This is a genomic window from Pseudomonas sp. St386 (assembly GCF_018325865.1).
In the GTDB taxonomy this organism is placed as follows: domain Bacteria; phylum Pseudomonadota; class Gammaproteobacteria; order Pseudomonadales; family Pseudomonadaceae; genus Aquipseudomonas; species Aquipseudomonas brassicacearum.
In genome coordinates, this window is the sequence record NZ_AP021900.1 from 4,705,997 (window position 1) to 4,724,876 (window position 18,880).

At 62.8% G+C, this 18,880-nt stretch carries 18 protein-coding genes; 6 read left to right on the forward strand and 12 right to left on the reverse strand.

The window, feature by feature from the left end; translation table 11 throughout:
* Positions 1–3: 3 nt before the first annotated feature.
* The 6 genes from KI235_RS20730 to KI235_RS20755 all read right to left on the reverse strand — a co-directional run bounded on the left by KI235_RS20730 (position 4) and on the right by KI235_RS20755 (position 6,083).
* Positions 4–1,683, reverse strand: a complete 1,680-nt coding sequence (locus KI235_RS20730) for a methyl-accepting chemotaxis protein (RefSeq protein WP_003203904.1) — start codon at positions 1,681–1,683, stop codon at positions 4–6.
* A gap of 227 nt (positions 1,684–1,910) precedes the next feature.
* Positions 1,911–3,227 (reverse strand): Na+/H+ antiporter NhaC family protein, encoded by a 1,317-nt coding sequence (locus tag KI235_RS20735; RefSeq protein WP_161796651.1) that lies wholly within the window; start codon positions 3,225–3,227, stop codon positions 1,911–1,913.
* 258 nt (positions 3,228–3,485) lie between these two features.
* Positions 3,486–4,799, reverse strand: coding sequence for a sensor histidine kinase (locus KI235_RS20740; RefSeq protein WP_003203907.1), 1,314 nt, complete (start codon positions 4,797–4,799; stop codon positions 3,486–3,488).
* Positions 4,796–5,464, reverse strand: a complete 669-nt coding sequence (locus KI235_RS20745) for a response regulator transcription factor (protein ID WP_003203909.1) — start codon at positions 5,462–5,464, stop codon at positions 4,796–4,798. The genes KI235_RS20740 and KI235_RS20745 overlap by 4 nt, the downstream gene beginning before the upstream one ends.
* Positions 5,464–5,775 carry a PepSY domain-containing protein gene (locus KI235_RS20750; RefSeq protein WP_003203911.1) on the reverse strand — a complete coding sequence of 104 codons (312 nt, stop codon included), beginning with the start codon at positions 5,773–5,775 and terminating at the stop codon, positions 5,464–5,466. The genes KI235_RS20745 and KI235_RS20750 overlap by 1 nt, the downstream gene beginning before the upstream one ends.
* Positions 5,775–6,083, reverse strand: coding sequence for a PepSY domain-containing protein (locus KI235_RS20755; RefSeq protein WP_003203913.1), 309 nt, complete (start codon positions 6,081–6,083; stop codon positions 5,775–5,777). Before KI235_RS20755 ends, KI235_RS20750 begins: the two co-directional genes overlap by 1 nt.
* Before the next feature lie 223 nt (positions 6,084–6,306).
* On the opposite strand from KI235_RS20755, the gene KI235_RS20760 reads away from it, so the two are divergent.
* The 5 genes from KI235_RS20760 to codA all read left to right on the forward strand — a co-directional run bounded on the left by KI235_RS20760 (position 6,307) and on the right by codA (position 11,572).
* Entirely contained in the window at positions 6,307–7,386 is a 1,080-nt protein-coding gene (locus KI235_RS20760; protein WP_003203916.1) for a hypothetical protein, read from the forward strand.
* Positions 7,387–7,468: 82 nt separating this feature from the next.
* Positions 7,469–7,825, forward strand: a complete 357-nt coding sequence (queD, locus tag KI235_RS20765; protein WP_003203918.1) for a 6-carboxytetrahydropterin synthase QueD — start codon at positions 7,469–7,471, stop codon at positions 7,823–7,825.
* A 190-nt stretch (positions 7,826–8,015) separates the two neighbouring features.
* Positions 8,016–8,846 carry an alpha/beta hydrolase gene (locus tag KI235_RS20770; RefSeq protein ID WP_114731425.1) on the forward strand — a complete coding sequence of 277 codons (831 nt, stop codon included), beginning with the start codon at positions 8,016–8,018 and terminating at the stop codon, positions 8,844–8,846.
* Positions 8,847–9,040: 194 nt separating this feature from the next.
* Positions 9,041–10,312, forward strand: coding sequence for a cytosine permease (codB, locus tag KI235_RS20775; protein WP_027912969.1), 1,272 nt, complete (start codon positions 9,041–9,043; stop codon positions 10,310–10,312).
* A 12-nt stretch (positions 10,313–10,324) separates the two neighbouring features.
* Positions 10,325–11,572, forward strand: a complete 1,248-nt coding sequence (gene codA / locus KI235_RS20780) for a cytosine deaminase (RefSeq protein ID WP_027912968.1) — start codon at positions 10,325–10,327, stop codon at positions 11,570–11,572.
* Positions 11,573–11,746: 174 nt separating this feature from the next.
* Here the strand turns inward: codA and KI235_RS20785 are convergent, their stop codons facing one another.
* Entirely contained in the window at positions 11,747–12,739 is a 993-nt protein-coding gene (locus KI235_RS20785) for a diaminopimelate epimerase (protein WP_013693925.1), read from the reverse strand.
* A 174-nt stretch (positions 12,740–12,913) separates the two neighbouring features.
* On the opposite strand from KI235_RS20785, the gene KI235_RS20790 reads away from it, so the two are divergent.
* A complete protein-coding gene (locus KI235_RS20790) occupies positions 12,914–14,065 on the forward strand; it encodes an MFS transporter (protein ID WP_003203927.1) in 1,152 nt (383 codons plus the stop codon).
* 145 nt (positions 14,066–14,210) lie between these two features.
* Here the strand turns inward: KI235_RS20790 and KI235_RS20795 are convergent, their stop codons facing one another.
* The 5 genes from KI235_RS20795 to KI235_RS20815 form a co-directional block, all read right to left on the reverse strand.
* Complete coding sequence (locus KI235_RS20795; protein WP_003203930.1) at positions 14,211–14,651, reverse strand: carboxymuconolactone decarboxylase family protein; 441 nt, start codon at positions 14,649–14,651, stop codon at positions 14,211–14,213.
* A gap of 269 nt (positions 14,652–14,920) precedes the next feature.
* Positions 14,921–16,363, reverse strand: coding sequence for a mechanosensitive ion channel family protein (locus tag KI235_RS20800; RefSeq protein ID WP_003203932.1), 1,443 nt, complete (start codon positions 16,361–16,363; stop codon positions 14,921–14,923).
* 208 nt (positions 16,364–16,571) lie between these two features.
* Positions 16,572–17,438 carry a pirin family protein gene (locus tag KI235_RS20805; protein WP_003203934.1) on the reverse strand — a complete coding sequence of 289 codons (867 nt, stop codon included), beginning with the start codon at positions 17,436–17,438 and terminating at the stop codon, positions 16,572–16,574.
* 167 nt (positions 17,439–17,605) lie between these two features.
* A complete protein-coding gene (locus KI235_RS20810) occupies positions 17,606–18,259 on the reverse strand; it encodes a response regulator transcription factor (protein ID WP_212795880.1) in 654 nt (217 codons plus the stop codon).
* Positions 18,260–18,334: 75 nt separating this feature from the next.
* On the reverse strand, positions 18,335–18,769 hold the full coding sequence (locus KI235_RS20815; protein ID WP_028236688.1) for a response regulator: 435 nt from the start codon (positions 18,767–18,769) through the stop codon (positions 18,335–18,337).
* Positions 18,770–18,880: the final 111 nt, after the last annotated feature.

Sequence of the window (18,880 nt, forward strand, 5' to 3'; positions counted from 1 at the left end):
GGATCAGATCCGGAACTGTCCTACCAGCTTGCCCAGGCGCTGGCCCAGGTCGGCCAGGCTGCGGGAGGTCTGGGCGCCGAGTTGGGTTTCGTCGGCGACGCTGTCCACGGCCACGGCGATCTGATGCACGCTGCGGTTGATTTCCTCGGCCACCGCGGTCTGTTCTTCGGCAGCGCTGGCGATCTGGGCGTTCATCGAGTTGATGGTGCCGATCAACTGCGCCATGGTGTCCAGGGAGGCACCCGCCTCGTTGGCCCGTTCCGAAGTGCCCTCGCCAGCCTCACTGGAACGGCGCATCGCTTCCACCGCCGCATGAGTGCCTGATTGCAAGCGATCGATCATGCCCTGGATTTCCTGGGTGCTCTGCTGGGTCCGGCTGGCCAGGGCCCGCACTTCATCGGCCACCACCGCAAACCCACGCCCCGCCTCGCCGGCACGCGCGGCCTCGATGGCGGCGTTGAGAGCCAGCAGGTTGGTCTGCTCGGCAATCGAACGAATCACCCCAAGCACGCTGACAATCGAAGCCACGTCCTGCTGCAGGCTGTCCAGGGACACGCCACTGCTGCGGATATCGTTCACCAACGCATGAATCTGCTGGATGCTGCCGGCCACCACGCGCTTGGCCGATTGTCCTTCCTCGTCGGTCTGCTGGGCCGCGACGGCGGCGCCCTGGGCGCTGCGGGCGACTTCCTGGGCAGCCGAGGACATCTCGTTGATCGCCGTGGCGACCTGATCGGTTTCGTGGCGCTGGCGTTCCATGGCCTGCTCGGAGCGCTGGGCCTGCTCGGAGACTTGCGTCACCAGGCCGGTCAGTTGCGAGGTCATGTCGGTGATCTGCCGCACCAGGCCGTGGATCTTGTCGACGAAGCGGTTGAACGAACCGGCCAGTTGGCCGAGCTCGTCCTGGCTGGTGATGGTCAGCCGACGGGTCAGGTCGCCCTCGCCCGCGGCGATGTCGTCGAGGTTGTCCTTCATCAGGTGCAGCGGCCGCAGGATCGTGTTGGCGAGCACCAGGCCCACCACCGCAATCACCAGCAACACCACCGCGGCGATCCCGACGATGCTCAATATCACGCCTTGCAGGCGATCGTGGACCTTGGTTTCCACCAGCGCGACCTGGGCTTCGATGCCGTCCAGGTTGACCGAGCTACCGACTGCCAGGTCCCACTTGGACAGGTATTCGGTGTAGCCAAGTTTGGGCACCAGGTCTTTGCTGCCGGGCAACGGCGAGCTGTATTCGAGGTAGTGAGTCCCGTCCTTGGCGACTTTCACCAGGTCGCGGTTGACGTAGACACCGTTCGGGTCGCGGTTGTCCTTGAAACTCTTGCCCACGCCATCGGGGCTGTTGGCCTTGAACAGACGAATGGTCTCGGAGTCGTAGCCGAAGAAATAGCCATCCTTGCCGTAGCTGATGTTCGACAGCAGCTTGATCGCCTGGGCGCGCGCTTCATTATCGCCAGGCGCGGCGGCATCGTAGAGCGGCTTGATGGCGGTCAGGCCCACCGCTACGTAGTTCTGCAGCGTGGCCTTGGCCTCGCTGAGCAGGCGCTCGCGGGTTTGCTGGACCTCTTTGCTAGCTTGCTCCTTCAAGATGAAAGCCGTGGTCAGGCTGATGATCACGGCGGACAGCAATACCGGCAGTATCGCAAGGGACAGGACTTTAGCCTTCAGGCTCAGGCGCATGCTGTTCACTCTTGTTGGTGTTATTGGCGTGGTTAGCTGTATTAACGGCACCGCGCGGCAAAACTGTAGGACAAGGTGAACAGGGTCTAAGAGAAGGGTCGATCTTGAGGGCCCCTTCGCGAGCAAGCTCGCTCCCACAGGGATTGGTGGTGTCCACAACTCTTGTGTTCACACCGATCCACTGTGGGAGCGAGCTTGCTCGCGATTGAGGTAACTCGGTATTGAGGTTACAAGACCATCGCCGCCACCCAACCAAACACCAGCAGCGGCAGGTTGTAGTGGATGAAGGTCGGGACCACGGTGTCCCAGATGTGATGGTGCTGGCCGTCGATGTTCAGGCCCGAGGTCGGGCCCAGGGTCGAGTCCGAGGCTGGCGAGCCGGCGTCGCCCAGGGCGCCGGCGGTGCCGACGATGCAGACGATCGCCAGCGGGCTGAAGCCCAGTTGCAGGCACAGTGGCACGAAAATCGTCGCCAGGATCGGCACCGTGGAAAACGACGAGCCGATGCCCATGGTTACCAGCAGCCCCACCAGCAACATCATCAGCGCGCCAATGCCCTTGTTGTGGCCAATCCAGGCCGCCGAAGACTCCACCAGGCTCTGGACTTCACCGGTGGCCTTCATCACTTCGGCGAAGCCTGAGGCCGCGATCATGATGAAGCCGATCATCGCCATCATCTTCATGCCTTCGGTGAACAGGTCGTCAGTCTCGCGCCAGCGCACCACCCCCGACAGCGAGAAAATCAGGAACCCGACCAGGGCACCGATGATCATCGAGTCCACCAGCAACTGCACCGCGAACGCCGCCGCCACCGCCAGCCCGGCCACCATCAGGCTCAGCGGGTTGTAGCGCACAGCCACTTGCTCGACCCGGGCAATCTTCTTCAGGTCGTAGACGCGCTTCTTGCGGTAGGAGAACAACGACAGCAGCAAGCCAAACACCATGCCCAACGCCGGAATGCCCATGGCATGGGTGACGTTGATGCCGCTGACGTCCACACCGCTGCGGGCGATGTTGGCCAGGAGGATTTCGTTGAGGAAGATATTGCCGAAGCCCACCGGCAGGAACATGTAGGGCGTGATCAGGCCGAAGGTCATGACGCAGGCGATCAACCGGCGGTCCAACTGCAACTTGGTCAGCACATAGAGCAGCGGTGGCACCAGCAGCGGGATGAAGGCGATGTGGATTGGCAAAATGTTCTGGGAGGCGATCGCGACCGTTCCCAGCAGACCGATCAACACCCATTTGACGCCCGTGCCACCCGCGGCATCCTGGCGATCCACCAGGGCCAGGGCTTTGTCCGCCAGGGCATGGGCCATGCCGGACTTGGCAATCGCCACGGCGAAGGCACCGAGCAAGGCGTAGGACAACGCCACTGTCGCACCGCCACCCAGGCCGGCGTTGAACGCCTTGAGCGTTGCCTCGATTCCCAGGCCACCCGTCAGGCCACCCACCAACGCACCGATAATCAGCGCGATCACCACATGCACGCGGGCCAGGCTGAGCACCAGCATGACGCCAACCGCGGCAATTACTGCATTTATCATCATTACCTCAAAGCACAGCGATGGAAAGCCACCGGACAAAAAGGTCGCGACTTTGCAGCAAGCGGCGGCAAGCTGCAAGGGCCGTGGGGCGGGTTTTCAAGTCTCGCCCCCCTGTATGAGGGGGATTTGTGGGAGCAAAGCTTGCTCGCGATGACGTTGTCACCTACAACACCTGTGCTGGCTTTAAAAATGCTATCGCGAGCAAGCTTGCTCCCACAGGTTCGCCCCACATACAGGCGGTGCCATGAATAGCTGTCAGCGCTTGGGCAACTCGATCACCACCTTCAACCCACCCCACTCGCTGTCGTCCAACGCCAGCAGGCCGCCCCAGGTGTCGACGATGTCCCGCACGATGCCCAGGCCCAGGCCGTGTCCATCGGTCTGTTCATCCAGCCGCGTGCCGCGGCTGAACACCTGGTCGCGGCGATCCTTGGGGATGCCCGGGCCGTCGTCTTCCACGGCCAGGCTGAACCCGTCGGCTGTCTCGGTCATGGTCAGGCGCACTTCGGCATCGGCCCATTTGCAGGCGTTGTCCAGCAGGTTGCCCAACAGTTCCAGCAGGTCTTCACGATCCCACGGCAGGTGCAGGCCTGGCGGGGCGACGTAGCTCAGGTGCAGGTGTTCGCCGTGGATCATGTTCAGTGTGGCCAGCAACCCCGGCAGCTCGGCGTCGCAGTCCAGGTGCGCGCCGGGCAAGGCATCGCCGGACAGGCGGGCGCGGTTGAGTTCCCGGTTCAGGCGCTGGCGGACCTGCTCCAGTTGCTCGAGCAACAGTTTGCGCAACTCGGGATACGGATCGAGCTTCTCGTTCGACGCCAGGCTTTGCAGCACCGCCAGCGGGGTCTTCAAGGCATGGCCGAGGTTGCCCAGGGCGTTGCGCGAACGCTTGAGGCTGTCCTCGGTGTGGGCCAGCAGATGATTGATTTGCGCCACCAGCGGTTCCAGCTCACGTGGCACCTGTTCGTCGAGTTGCGAACGCTGCCCGCGCTGCAACTGGGCAATCTGCTCCCGCGCCCGGTCCAGCGGACGCAAGGCGCGGCGCACGGTGATGCGTTGCAGCAACAGAATCAACAGCAACCCCGCCAACCCCAGCCCGAGGCCGATCTGCTGCATTCGACGGAAGCTGTCACGCACCGGTGTGTAGTCCTGGGCCACGCTGATGGAAATCGCCTGGCCCAGCCGTCGATAGTCGGTGCGCAGCACCAAGAGCTTCTGGCCCTCAGGCCCCAGTTGCAGGTTGCTGTGCAGGCCCGGGTGGTCGAGCCGGGGCAATTCCTGGTCCCACAGGGAACGGGAGCGCCAGTGCACATCGGCAAAATCGATGCGGAAATAGTGCCCGGAAAACGGCCGCAGATAGGCCGGCGACAGGCGTCGCTCATCCAACTGCAAACCCTGCGGGCCGCGCACCAGGGCCACCAGCAGGTTTTCGCTGTCGTTGCGCAGCCCGGCTTCCAGGTAACGCTGCAAGCCCAGCTCGAACAGCCACAGACTGGTCTGTGCCAGGACCAGGCCGACCACCACCATCACACCGATCAGCCCCAGGCTCAGGCGCCGCTGGATGGATCTCACTGCGCCTGCCCGCCGAACAGGTAACCCTGGCCGCGACGGGTTTCGATCACGCTGCGTCCCAGCTTGCGCCGCAGGTGATTGACGTGGACTTCCAGCACGTTGGAATCGCGCTCGGTCTCACCGTCATACAGGTGTTCGGCGAGATGGCTTTTGGAAAGGATCTGCTCGGGATGCAGCATGAAATAGCGCAACAGGCGGAACTCGGCCGCCGTGAGCTGGATGTCGGTGCCGTCGCGGACCACGCACTGGCGGCTCTCATCCAGGTGCAACCCGGCCGATTTCAGCGTCGGCTGGTTGACCTGGCCGTGGGAGCGGCGCAGCAACGCCTGGATCCGCAACTGCAGCTCTTCAGGATGAAAAGGTTTGGTCAGGTAATCGTCGGCCCCGGCCTTGAGCCCTTCGATGCGCTCGGCCCAGGACCCGCGTGCGGTGAGGATCAGCACCGGCGTGGCCAGGCCGCCGGCACGCCATTGGGCCAGCACGTCGAGCCCCGGCACGCCCGGCAGGCCGAGATCGAGGATGATCAGGTCGTAGGGTTCGCTGCTGCCCTGATACACCGCGTCGCGACCATCGGCGAGCCAGTCGACGGCGTAGCCCTGACGTGCAAGCCCGGCCATCAGTTCGTCCGCCAGGGGCACGTGATCTTCCACCAGAAGCAGGCGCATCAGTCTTCCTTATCTTTGAGTAAGCGGCCGGTCGCGGCCTCCAGGTCCAATTCGCGCACGACGCCCTCGGTGTCCAGCAGCTCGACCTCATAAATATAGACGCCGTGTTTTTCCTCCAACTCGGCTTCCAGCAGTTTGGCCCCGGGATGCAGGTCCAGCGCCTGTTGCAGCAGTTGCTCCAGCGGCAAGATCACACCCTGCTGGCGCAGTTGCAGGGCCTCGTCCTGATCCAGGTCCCGGGCCACGGCCAGCGAACAGAACGCCAGCAGCGCCAGCGCCCATCGACTATGGGCGCGCAGATTAAGCTTCATTACGTATCCTGATGATTCTTGAGCACCTTGCCGTTGGTGGCGTCCAATTCCAGATCCCACTCAATGCCCTTCGTGTCGCGCAGATCCACCTGGTAAATGTACTTGCCGTACTCTTCGTCCAGCTCGGTATCGGTCAAGGTGGCGCCAGGGTGTTCGGCCAGGGCAGCGGCATTGAGTTTTTCGAAGGACAGAATGGTACCAGCGTCTTGCAGTTTGCGGGCTTCGTCGTCATCAAGGTCTCGTGCGTGAGCCAGGCTCGTGCCGAGGGCCATGAGGGTCGCGATGAAAAAGGCAGTCAGGCGGTTCATGGGTTGTCTCCTTTTTATAATCTTCAGCGGGGGGACTGTATCGGGATGAACTTAACTGAAACTGAATCGCCATCATGGAACCCACATCAATGTGGGAGCGAGCTTGCTCGCGATAGCAGTCAGTAGACATTGAAGTGACAGTTCCACCGCCATCGCGAGCGAGCTCGCTCCCACAGGGTTTTGTATCGTTATAATCAGCCGCTTACCCGTATTCGAGACCGGTATGACCGCCATCCACATCAAGTTTCCCGCGCTCACCCTCAAGGCCGGCCCGCGTGCATTCGGGCGGATTCGCCAGGCCGGCTTGAACGCCGCCGACGTCGGCATCCTGCCGGGCGCTGCCGGTGGTCCGAAGGCCCTGGGCATCCAGGGGCTGGACCTGGCGCTGTTCGGCGAATGGCTGCCCGCCGCGCCCCGGGAGCGCTCGCTGATCGGGGCCTCGGTGGGTGCCTGGCGCTTCGCCAGCGCCTGCCTGCCGGACGCCGCCGAGGGAATCCGGCGTCTGGGCACCTTGTACAACGAACAAAGCTTCGCCAAAGGCGTGACCATGGCCGGGGTCAGCCAGAGCTCGCAACGCATGCTCGATGATTTGCTCGACGGCCGCGACGCTTCAATCCTCGATAACCCGCAATACCGGCTCAACATCATGGTGGTCAAGAGCCACGGCCTGCTGGCCCAGGATCATCGCGGCCGACTGGGCCTGGGCTTGTCGTCGGTGATCGCCGACAACCTGCGAGGCCGGGCACGGCTGTCGCGGCATTTCGAACGGCTGATCATCCATGACCCGCGCCTGGCCCCGCCCCTGCATCCGTTGAATGACTTTCCGTCGCGCTTCGTTCCGTTGGCCGCCGGCAACCTGCGCCAGGCCCTGCTGGCCTCAGGCTCGATCCCGATGGTCATGGAAGGCGTGCGCGACCTGCCGGGTGCCGGTGCCGGCACCTACCGCGACGGCGGTTTGCTGGACTACCACCTCGACCTGCCGTACAGCGGCGAGGACATCGTGCTGTACCCACACTTCACTGATCGGGTCATTCCCGGCTGGTTCGACAAGGGCCTGCCGTGGCGCCGGGGCAACGTCGACCGCCTGCAAGACGTGCTGTTGCTGGCGCCGTCCCGTGAATACCTGGCGCGCCTGCCCTACGGCAAACTGCCAGACCGCAACGACTTCAAGCGCTTCATGGGCGATGACCCGAGCCGCCGCCAGTACTGGCGCACGGCGATGGACGAGAGCCGCCGGCTCGGTGATGAGTTCCTGGAGCTGACAGCCAACGGCGGGTTGGGCGAGCGTTTGCTGACCCTTTAGTCAGCACGGTCGCGCAACGCCGTTATCAAACTGATAAACTCCGCCGCCTGCCTCGCGACCGATATCTAAAGAGCCCGAACCTGTGGAAATTTTCAAAGAGTTTACCTTCGAATCCGCCCACCGCCTGCCCCACGTGCCGGACGGCCACAAGTGCGGCCGCCTTCACGGCCACTCGTTCAAGGTGGCGATCCACCTGAGCGGCGACATCGACCCGCACACGGGCTGGATTCGCGACTTCTCGGAAATCAAGGCGATCTTCAAGCCGCTCTACGAGCGCCTGGACCACAACTACCTCAACGACATTCCTGGCCTGGAAAACCCCACCAGCGAGGTCCTGGCCAAGTGGATCTGGAATGAACTGAAGCCATTGCTGCCGGAACTCAGCGCCATCCGCATCCATGAGACCTGCACCAGCGGTTGCATCTACCACGGCGAATAAACCTGTGGGAGTCCGCCTGTGGGAGCAAAGCTTGCTCGCGATGAAGATGACACAGTCTCTCTGGAACCGAGGCGCCTGCATCGCGGGCAAGCCTTGCTCCCACAAAATCTAGCGCCACCATTGGGGTTACCCTACCCTGTCAGCATTGGCCTATGCTTGGTCCCCTGAGCCATTTCAGGGAGTATCGAGCATGACCCACTGGCCGCTGGATCAGGTTTACGACTTCACCGGACACCCCATCCGCTACGCCATCCACGGCGATGGCCCGCCGCTGGTGTTTGTCCACGGCACGCCCTTCTCTTCCTACGTGTGGCACCGCATCGCCCCGCTGTTCTTCGCCACTCACACGGTGCATTACTTCGACCTGCTGGGGTATGGCCAGTCCGCGCAGCCCGATGCCGATGTGTCCCTCGGCGTGCAGAACCAGCTGCTCGCCCAACTGCTGGAGCATTGGCGCCTGGATTGCCCGGACGTGGTGGCCCATGACTTTGGCGGCGCCACAGCCCTGCGCACGCACCTGCTCAATGGCAAGGACTACCGCAGCCTGACCCTGATCGACCCGGTGGCCCTGTCGCCCTGGGGTTCACCCTTTGTCCAGCATGTACGCCAGCATGAAGCGGCGTTCAGCGGCCTGCCCGACTATATCCAGCGGGCGATCGTGCCAACCTATATCCGCGGCGCGATCAAACGGGACATCCCGGACGCAGAGCTGGCGCCCTACGTGCAGCCGTGGCTTGGCGAGCCGGGCCAGGCGGCGTTCTACCGGCAGATTGCGCAGATGGACGAGCGTTATACCCGCGAAGCCGAGGGTCTGTACCCGACCGTACGCTGTCCGACCCAGATACTGTGGGGCGAGGATGACCAATGGATCCCCATCGAGCGCGGGCGGGCCCTGCACAAGCTGATTCCAGGTGCACAGTTCCACCCTGTTCCGAACGCCGGGCACCTGGTCCAGGAAGACGCGCCGGAGGCTATCGTCGCGGCGGTGTTGCGATTCCTGGCGTTGCCCCCCTCAACCTGAAGCACACCGCATTCCCCCTGTGGGAGGCTGGATCATCGGCAATGAGAGCTGTGTTCCAACTTGAATCACCGCCGCACCGCTTTCGATCCCTTCGCCCACCCAATCCCAAAGATTGTCTATAAATAACCTCGCGATCACTCGCTTGGCACGGCCGCTGCACGCTTGCGACATCCCTCATCCGCAAGGACCGCCACATGACTCAGAACGATCCGGGCAATGACTATCCCTTGAGCGAAGTCCCGATGCACGCTCGCAAGGGCCTGGCCTCCACGGCCATGGTGCTGCTGGGTTTCACCTTTTTCACCGCCACCATGTTTGCCGGCGGCAAGCTGGGGGTGGCGTTCGGTTTTGCCGAAATGCTCACGATCATCGTCATCGGCAATCTGCTGCTGGGCCTCTACGCCGCAGGCCTGGGCTACATCGCCTTCAAGAGCGGGCTCAATTCGGTGCTCATGGGCCGCTTCTGTTTCGGCGAGGTGGGCAGCAAGCTCAGTGACTTGATTCTGGGGCTCACGCAGATTGGCTGGTACGCCTGGGGCACGGCGACCGCCGCGGTGGTGCTGGGCAAGTATTTCGAATTGAGCGAGGGCACCGTGCTCGGGTTGATGGTGCTGTTCGGCCTGGGCTTCTGTGCCACGGCCTACATCGGCTATCGCGGGCTGGAAATCCTCTCCTACATCGCCGTGCCGGCCATGATGTTGCTGCTGATGCTGTCGATGTGGGTCGCGACGGTGAAGGTCGGCGGCCTCGACGGCTTGCTGGCGATAGTGCCGACGGGCAGCCTCGACTGGTCCACCGCCATCACGCTGGTGTTCGGCACCTTCGTCAGCGGCGCGACCCAGGCGACCAACTGGACGCGGTTCTCCCGTTCGGCGAAGGTCGCGGTGCTGGCGAGCCTGATCGGCTTCTTCCTGGGTAACGGCCTGATGGTGCTGATCGGCGCCTACGGGGCCATCGTCTATCAACAGCCGGACGTGGTCGAGGTGCTACTGTTGCAGGGCTTCGCCATGGCAGCGATGGCCATGTTGCTGCTCAACATCTGGAGCACCCAGGACAACACCATCTACAATTTCGCCGTGGCCGGTTGCAACCTGCTGCGCACCCGCCGGCGCAAAACCGTAACCCTGGGCGGTGCGGTGATCGGCACGCTGCTGGCGCTGCTGGGCATGTACGATCTGCTGGTGCCATACCTGATCCTGCTGGGCACGGTGATCCCACCCATCGGCGGGGTAATCATGGCCGATTTCTTCTTCCGCTGGCGTGGTCGTTATCCGCGCCTGGCCGAGGCGCAACTGCCGGCGTTCAACTGGCCCGGGCTGTTGGCCTATGGGGTTGGCACCGTCGCGGCGTTCAATTCGCCATGGGTCGCGCCACTGGTAGGAATCGCTGCCGGCGCGCTAACGTATGTGCTATTGATCAGCGTAATGGGTACTCGCACCGCTGATGCGCCCCTACAAGACCTCTAAAGGATTCGCCTGATGCACATCATCAACGCCCGTCTGCGTAACCGTGAAGGCTTGCATGAACTGCACCTGGAAAACGGCCTGATCGCCAACATCGCCCGCCAGACCGAGGCACCCAGCCTCGGCCCGGAAGACCTCGATGCCGGCGGCAACCTGGTGGTCCCGCCCTTCGTTGAACCGCACATTCACCTGGACGCGACCCTAACTGCCGGCGAACCGCGCTGGAACATGAGCGGCACGCTGTTCGAAGGCATCGAGTGCTGGGGCGAACGCAAGGCCACCATCACCGAGGAAGACACCAAGACCCGCGCCAAGAAAACCATCCAGGCCCTCGCCGCCCATGGCATCCAGCATGTGCGCACCCACGTCGACGTGACCGACCCCGAGCTTACGGCGCTCAAGGCGCTGCTGGAGGTGCGCGAGGAAAGCCGTCACCTGATCGACATGCAAATCGTCGCGTTTCCCCAGGAAGGCATCGAGTCCTATCGCAACGGCCGCGAGCTGATGGAAGAAGCCATCCGCATGGGCGCCGACGTGGTGGGCGGCATCCCCCACTTCGAGTACACCCGCGACCAGGGCGTCAGCTCGGTGAAATTCCTCATGGACCTGGCCGAGCGCACCGGCTGCCTGGTGGATGTGCATTGCGACGAAACCGACGACCCGCACTCACGTTTCCTCGAAGTGCTCGCCGAAGAGGCCCGCAGCCGCGACATGGGCGCGCGCGTCACCGCCAGCCACACCACGGCCATGGGCTCCTACGACAACGCCTACTGCGCCAAACTGTTCCGCCTGCTCGGGCACTCGGGTATCAGCTTTGTCTCTTGCCCGACCGAAAGCATTCACCTGCAAGGGCGCTTCGATAACTTCCCCAAACGCCGCGGTGTCACCCGGGTCAATGAACTGCTCGAAGCCGGGATGAACGTGTGCTTCGGCCAGGACTCCATCGTCGACCCGTGGTACCCGCTGGGCAACGGCAACATCCTGCGGGTGCTGGAAGCCGGGCTGCACATCTGCCACATGCTCGGCTACCGCAACCTGCAAAGCGCCCTGGACCTGGTCACCGACAACAGCGCCAAGGCCATGGCCCTGGGCGAGCGCTACGGCCTGGAACCCGGGCGCCCGGCGAACCTGCTGATCCTGTCGGCGGACAGTGACTACGAAGTGATCCGCAGCCAGGGCTTGCCGCTCTACTCGATACGCAACGGCCAAGTGCTGATGAAGCGGCAGATGCCGGTGGTGGAGTTTGCGCAGCAGTTGAACTGAATAGCGGTGGGTCAGTTGCATCCAGGTTGGATGTACTGCCGCCTTCGCGAGCAAGCCCGCTCCCACAAGGGGATCCTCAGTGGACATGAATGTTGTGTCCAACACCGATCCACTGTGGGAGCGGGCTTGCTCGCGAAGACGGCATCGGCCACACCGCAAAACATCCAGAAAACGCTACGACACAAGCCGCGCCGTCCCAAACAGCCTGACCCGCACCAACTCACCCGCCTCTTCTTCCAGCAAAATCGGCGCAGTGCCCCCCGGCATCACCACACTCACCGCCCCCGCCTGCACCCAGCCCACCCGCCACGCCGCACTGGCCACGGCACTGGCGCTGGTGCCCGAGGAAGCCGTGGGTCCCTCACCTCGCTCGAACACCCGGGCCGCGATTCGCCCTTCGGCTTCGTGCCAGGCCCATTGCAGATTCACCCCTCTCGGGCACGGGACGCCGGCCCCACCGGGCGCCGCATAAGCAATCCGAGTCAGGCTTTGCGACAGCGCCGCAGCACGCATCTGCGAATTGCCCGGCAACGCCTCGACACCCGCCACCAGCGTCACGCAATGAGGATTGCCGATACTCACGAACTGGCTGTGGCCCCACGCTGGGTTCAACTGGTGAAGCGCCGCCACACGGCTGACATCGCACTGGTTGAACATCACGCTTTCGACCTCCTGGGCGCCAACAGCCTGGGCCCCGAACAGCGGTTTGCCCAGGTCCAGCCAGAAGCCTTGAACGCCGTCGAACTCAGCGGCACGAACCGAGGTTTGCAACGGTGACAAACCGTCGGGTTTATCGTGATGAACCTGCAGCACACACTCACCCGCGCCTGGCATCAAACCTTGCGCTTGCAACGCCTGGGAGAAAATCGTCAGGCCATTGCCGCTGCGCTCGGCCAGGGTGCCGTCGGTGTTGACGATCAACAGATCAAAAGGCGGTTCGCTCTGGAACGGACCGATCAACAGGCCGTCACTGCGATGGGCCTTGGCGTCCGGCGGCGCCTCATCCGGTGCCCAGGCGCAGAACGCGTGCACGGCAGCCGTTGACCAGGACTCACGCGCCTGGGCAGCCTGGACGGCTGACTGGGGCAGACCAATGCCGTGGTCACGGACCTGCTGCGGTGAAACGACTCCATAGATATTGCCGCGCGCGTCGTAAAACTTCGTCATGGACCAAACCCGGTATCAGCCAGCAGGGGCCGGTACTTTATGCTGGCAAAGGCTGTGAGAGCAAAGCCTGCACGTTGGCCGGCACCTTGGGGTCGCAGTGCGGTCAGTGGATATGCAAGCATAGGCCCCTACCCGCCGCACCGCACCACACCGCCCGAAAGCCAAGGACGTTTCATGACTGCCATTACGCCCCCGCCCACCTTTATTCCCGGACGCCTGGAACAGATGTCCACCCGCATCGCCTATCTCATCGCCGGCATCGGCATCGCCGCCTGGGCGCCGCTGGTGCCTTACGCCAAGGTGCGGGCGAACCTGGATGAAGGCACCCTCGGGTTGCTGCTGTTATGCCTGGGGGTCGGGTCGATCCTGGCGATGCCGATTTCCGGCGCGCTGGCGGCGCGGTTCGGCTGCCGGCGGGTGCTTAGCGGCGGCACGATTCTGATCTGCCTGGCGTTGCCGTTGCTGGCGACGATGACCTCCCTGCCCTGGCTGGTGGCCGCATTGTTCCTGTTTGGCGCCGGGCTCGGCACCGTGGACTCGACCGTGAACCTGCAAGCGGTGATTGTCGAGCGGGCCAGTGGCAAGACCATGATGTCGGGTTTCCACGGCATGTTCAGCCTCGGCGGGATCATTGGCGCGGCGGGTGTGAGTGCCCTGCTTGGCCTGGGGCTTTCGCCGCTGGGGGCGACGCTGGTGGTCAATGGGGTGCTGCTGGTGGCGTTGTTCAAGGCTGCGCCGCACCTGCTGCCCTACGGCAGCGAAAGCTCGGGACCGGCGTTCGCCATTCCCCACGGCGTGGTGCTGTTTATCGGCATCCTGTGCTTCATCGTGTTCCTGGCCGAAGGCGCGGTGCTGGACTGGAGCGCCGTGTTCCTGACCACCGAACGCGCGGTGGATACCGCTTATGCCGGACTCGGTTATGCCGCCTTCGCGCTGACCATGACCGTCGGCCGGCTGACCGGCGATTCAGTGGTGCATCGCCTGGGGGCCAAACGCGTGATCATCTATGGCGGATCGATCGCGGCAGCCGGATTCCTGTTGGCGACCCTCGCACCGATGTGGCAAGCCGCGCTGCTGGGTTATGCGTTGGTGGGCGCCGGGTGTTCGAACATCGTGCCGGTGCTCTACACCGCCGTCGGCAAACAGACCTTGATGCCAGAGGCCATCGCTGTTCCGGCCATCACCACCATCGGCTATGCCGGCATCCTTGCCGGCCCGGCGCTGATCGGCTTCGTCGCCCATGGCAGCAGCCTGAGCATTGCCTTCGGGTTGATTGCGATATCGCTGGTGGCGGTGGCGGCCAGTGGCAAAGTGTTGAAGGTCTGAGGCCTCCACGGACCTGTGGGAGCAAGGCTTGCCCGCGATGAAGATGACGCGGTCCTTTTGAGACCGAGGTGTCTTCATCGCGAGCAAGCTTTGCTCCCACAGGTTTGCCCCCACAGGTTCACCCCCACAGGTATTTTTCTTCTGATTACGCCTCAGGCATCTTGCGAAAGCCCACTGCCAAGCGGTTCCAGCCATTGATGGCGTTGATCGCCACGGTCAGGTCGACCATTTCCTTGGGGCTGAAATGCTCGCTCAACAGGGCATAGTCCGCGTCCGGGGCATGGGTGTCGCTCAGGCGGGTCAGGGCTTCGGTCCAGGCCAGAGCGGCGCGCTCACGGCCGGTGAAGAACGGCGCTTCACGCCAGGCAGTCACGGCGTACAGCCGACGCTCGGTCTCGCCGTCCTTGCGGGCATCGGCGGTGTGCATGTCGATGCAGAAGGCGCAGCCATTGATTTGCGAGGAGCGCAGCTTGACCAGCTCCAGCAGGGACTTCTCCAGGCCCAGCTTCGAGACGGCGGTTTCCAGGGCCAGCATGGCTTTGAAAGCGTCAGGGGACGCGGTGTAGAAATCGATGCGCGGTTGCATGGTGAACTCCAGAACAATTGGGTGTGGCGCTACGTTAGCCGTGCAGTGGCGCGGTACAAATAGCCAATTGTTGGGAAGTTCGGGTGGCCAATGGGAGACCGATGCTGATCCTTTGAGAAGAACACGAATCTATCGTGGCGAGGGGATTGTGGGAGCAAGGCTTGCCCGCGATGGGTGCGATGCAGTCCTTCAGAGATCGAGGCGCCGGTTTCGCGAGCAAGCTCTGCTCCCACACAGCGAGGGAGCGGTGCTTGTCGTTCAGATACGGTTCAAGCCCGATTGCGCAACCACTGCAGGAAGCGTTTCTTGGCGACCGGCTTGGGGGCTTCGCGGGTCAGGTTCTGGGCGAGGTGCATGCGTACGTCCAGCAGGTTTTTCATCGCGTCGTTGATGTCGCGACGGGCTTCGAGGCAAGGCTTGAGGTAGCTGTTCTCGATGCGGTACAGGGTGCAGAAAGTCTTGGCGGAAAAATTCGCCAGCGCCGCCTGCTCGGCGACGATCCCGGCTTCGCCGATCACCTCCCCCGGCCCCATGCGCCCGCCCTCGAGTGGCTGGCCGTTGCGCATGAGGGTCACGCTGACCACCCCGGACTCGATGATGAACAGATGATCGCTGACCTCCCCGGCCGCCAGGATCACATCACCCGCACGGAAGGTCTGCAGGGTCATGTTCTGGCTGAAGGTATCTTTCTCGTCCTGGCGCAAGGTAGAGAAAATGTTCGAGCTTTCCAGCAAGGCCCTGGGTCGCGACACCTCCTGGGGCACCGCGCTTTCACTGGTGGACAACAGGCTCACGCCCGACGCCTGCAAATGCCGGAACGCCAGGTCGAACAGTTGGTTGCGCACCGTGCGCTTCTGGGCCATGGAGGCAACGAACCCGCTGATCTCGTACTCCGCCCCGCCACTGCCGCTGCTTTTGAGCGTCACGCAGGGGGCCGGGACGGCGAGCAAGGAACGACAGCCGATCATCGCCCGCTCCAACGCGTCGATCACGGTTTGTGGCCGCGCGTGAGGGCTGACCTGGATACTGATGGACAAACCATGGACGTCGCTGGGTCGACTGAAGTTGATGACCTTGGCCTTTGCCGCCAACGAGTTGGGAATCACCGCCATGCTGCCCTGGGCGGTCTGCAAGCGCGTGGCTCGCCAGTCGATGTCAGTGACCCGGCCTTCGGTGCCGTCGATGGAAATCCAGTCATCGAGCTGATAAGGCTTGGTGGTGTTGAGCACGATTCCGGAGAACACATCGCTGAGGGTGCTCTGCAAGGCCAGGCCGACGATGATCGCCATCGCACCGGACGTCGCCAGCACGCCTTTGACCGGCAAATCCAGCACGTAGGCCATTGCGGCGATGACGGCGATCAGGAAAATCACCGCGCCGAGCAAGTCCTGCAACAACCGCCCGGTATGGCCGACCCGTTGCATCATCGCCGCGCCGATCAGCACCGTCAGGGTTCGCGCGGCAAACAGCCACCAGGCGATCTGCAGGCCGGTCGCGGCCAAGTGCCGCGGCACATCCTCGACCCACTGCGCCGGGACCATGGGGTTGAGGCCTTCGTTGAACAGCAGCACGCTGAACAGCGAAAAAATCACCAGCCGTGCGCCGACTTTCCAATAGATCCGATCCGCACTGACCAGGCGCCACATCAACAGGTCGAGCACCAGCAGCGCCAGGGAACAGAGCAGCGGGTGCTCGGAGATCAGAGACAGCATCGGGACAGCTCCAGGAAGGCGATTGGCGAAGATTGGCACAGAATGACCACGCTGTAGAGCTCCTCACAAAACTCCTGTGGGAGCGAGCTCGCTCGCGATTGCGGTGTATCAGCCAATGACTCATCGACTATCAGACTGCTATCGCGAGCAAGCTCGCTCCCACACAAGCTCGCTCCCACACTGGGTTCTGGGTGGCTGTTGTTTCGCCTCAATCCTCCATCCGGCCAAAACGCCCGGAGTGGAAATCGTTGAAGGCCTGGTGGATTTCCTGCTCGCTGTTCATCACGAACGGACCATGGCCGACGATGGGTTCGTCGATCGGCTCGCCACTGAGTAGCAGCACCACCGCGTCGTTATTGGCTTGCAGGCTCAATTGGTCGCCAGCCCGGTCGAACAGGGCCATCTGCCCGGCCTCGACCCGTTCGCGACCATTGGCCTGGACCGAGCCTCGCAAGACCACCAAGGCGGTGTTGTGGCCTTCGTGCAGGTCGAGAATGAGGTTTTTCCCGGCATTCAAGCGGATGTCCCAGACATCGATAGGCGTGAAGGTCCTGGCGGGGCCTTGATGCCCTTCGAAGCGCCCGGCGATCAGGCGCAGACTGCCGGCGTTGTCTTTCAGGGCGATGTTCGGAATGTCGCCCTTGAGGATCGTCTGGTAGCCGGCCGGGGCCATCTTGTCCTTGGCAGGCAGGTTGACCCACAACTGGACCATCTCCATGAACCCGCCCTGCCGGGCGAAGGCTTCGGAGTGGAACTCTTCGTGGATGATGCCGGACGCGGCGGTCATCCATTGCACGTCGCCGGGACCGATCTTGCCGCCGCTGCCGGTGGAATCACGGTGCTCCAGTTCGCCCTGGTAGACGATGGTCACGGTTTCGAAACCGCGATGCGGGTGCTGGCCGACGCCACGACGCTCGGTGGTGGGCGTGAATTCAGTCGGGGCGGCGTGGTCCAGCAGCAGGAACGGGCTGACGTGCTTGCCCAGGTTGTCATAGGAAAACAGCGTGCGAACCTGGAAGCCATCGCCGACCCAATGGGGCCGCGGACTGGTGTAGAGGCCGATGATGTTTTTCATGCTGTGTCTCCAAAAATCAGGCGCTGCGATTCAATGGACACAGCTTAGAACCGACACCTTTGCAGCACTAGACTGCAAAAACCGGCCTTAGCGTTCTATTTAGAGAACAGCGATCAAAAAACTGTGGAGCGAGCAGGCTCGCTCCCACATTATTTGGTGTAACTCATTCAAAGGTGATTGCGCTTGGCAAACTCCGACAGCCCCACCAAGGATTTCAGGCCGAGCTTTTCCAACAGCCGAGTCTTGTAGGTGCTGACGGTTTTTGGGCTCAGGAACAGGCTTTCGGCGATGTCCTTGCCGCGCATGCCCATGGCCAGCATGCGCAGGATGGACAACTCGCGGGCGGAGAGGCTTTCCAGGGCCTGCTGTTCGCTGCGTTGCTGAAAATCCAGCCTGACGGACATTTGTGGAAAATAGGCATAACCGGATTTCAAGGCCTGGATGGCCTTGGTCAGTTCCTTGAGGTCGCTTTTCTTGGTCACAAAACCTCGGGCCCCGGCCGAGATGCAGCGGTTGCAGAAGTGCTGCGCATCCTGGGAAGTGAACACCAGCACGCTGCATTCAGGGAACTGGGCCATGATCCAGACCAGCAGGTCCAGGCCATCGAAACCGTTCATCACCAGGTCGAGGATCACCAGGTCCGGCGCGCACTCCTTGATGAGGGCCCTGGCATCAGCCGTGCCGCCGGCGTCCCGGATGTGGGTGAACGCCTCATTCTGGCAAATAAGCCGCAGCGCCCCTCGTATGACAGGGTGGTCATCCACGATCAACACGTCTTTCAAGACAATTCCCCAGGTCATTACAAACGGCACCGGCGCCATGACTGCACCGGACTCTTGCACAAGCGCCAGGTCCTGCCACCTGTCAGATCCGACAGTGCAGACCAGCGGTCTTTCTCAGCGTCCACGGCCCTGCCTGAGGGCACGCGTCCACGGTTGCAACGACTCACTGGCTTGAGGGTCGACCCGCTCCATCAGGCGCCGCAGGGAGGCAAGGTCAGGCAGTGGCGCCTGGCTCAGGTGCATGCTCGATCGGCGCGCGACAGGCACCGGCGACAGGCTGGCCGGTTGCGCGTTGTAAATCATCCCGTGACGAACCTGTGGGCTATAGATAACAAAATCGTGCAAGTCCAACGCCCCGCTTGCCAGCCCGGCATTGACGACAATCAGGTCGAAGGGCTCGCTGCCGTACTCCACCAGCGTCAGCAACTCTTGCACATGGCTCACGGGGACAATCCGGAAATAGCCCTGTTGATTGAACAGGCGCTCCAGCACGATTCGATGAGCATGGTGTGGGTCGGCAATCAAGATACGGAGTGCTTTGTTCGGCATGGCAAGCTTTCCAATAGCAACGCGCCAGGTAGAAACCGGCTCAAGAACATTAAGGGTCGTCAGGCTAGAGGAAGCTTTTGAAAGACGATGTAGGACTATTCCTAAAATGAA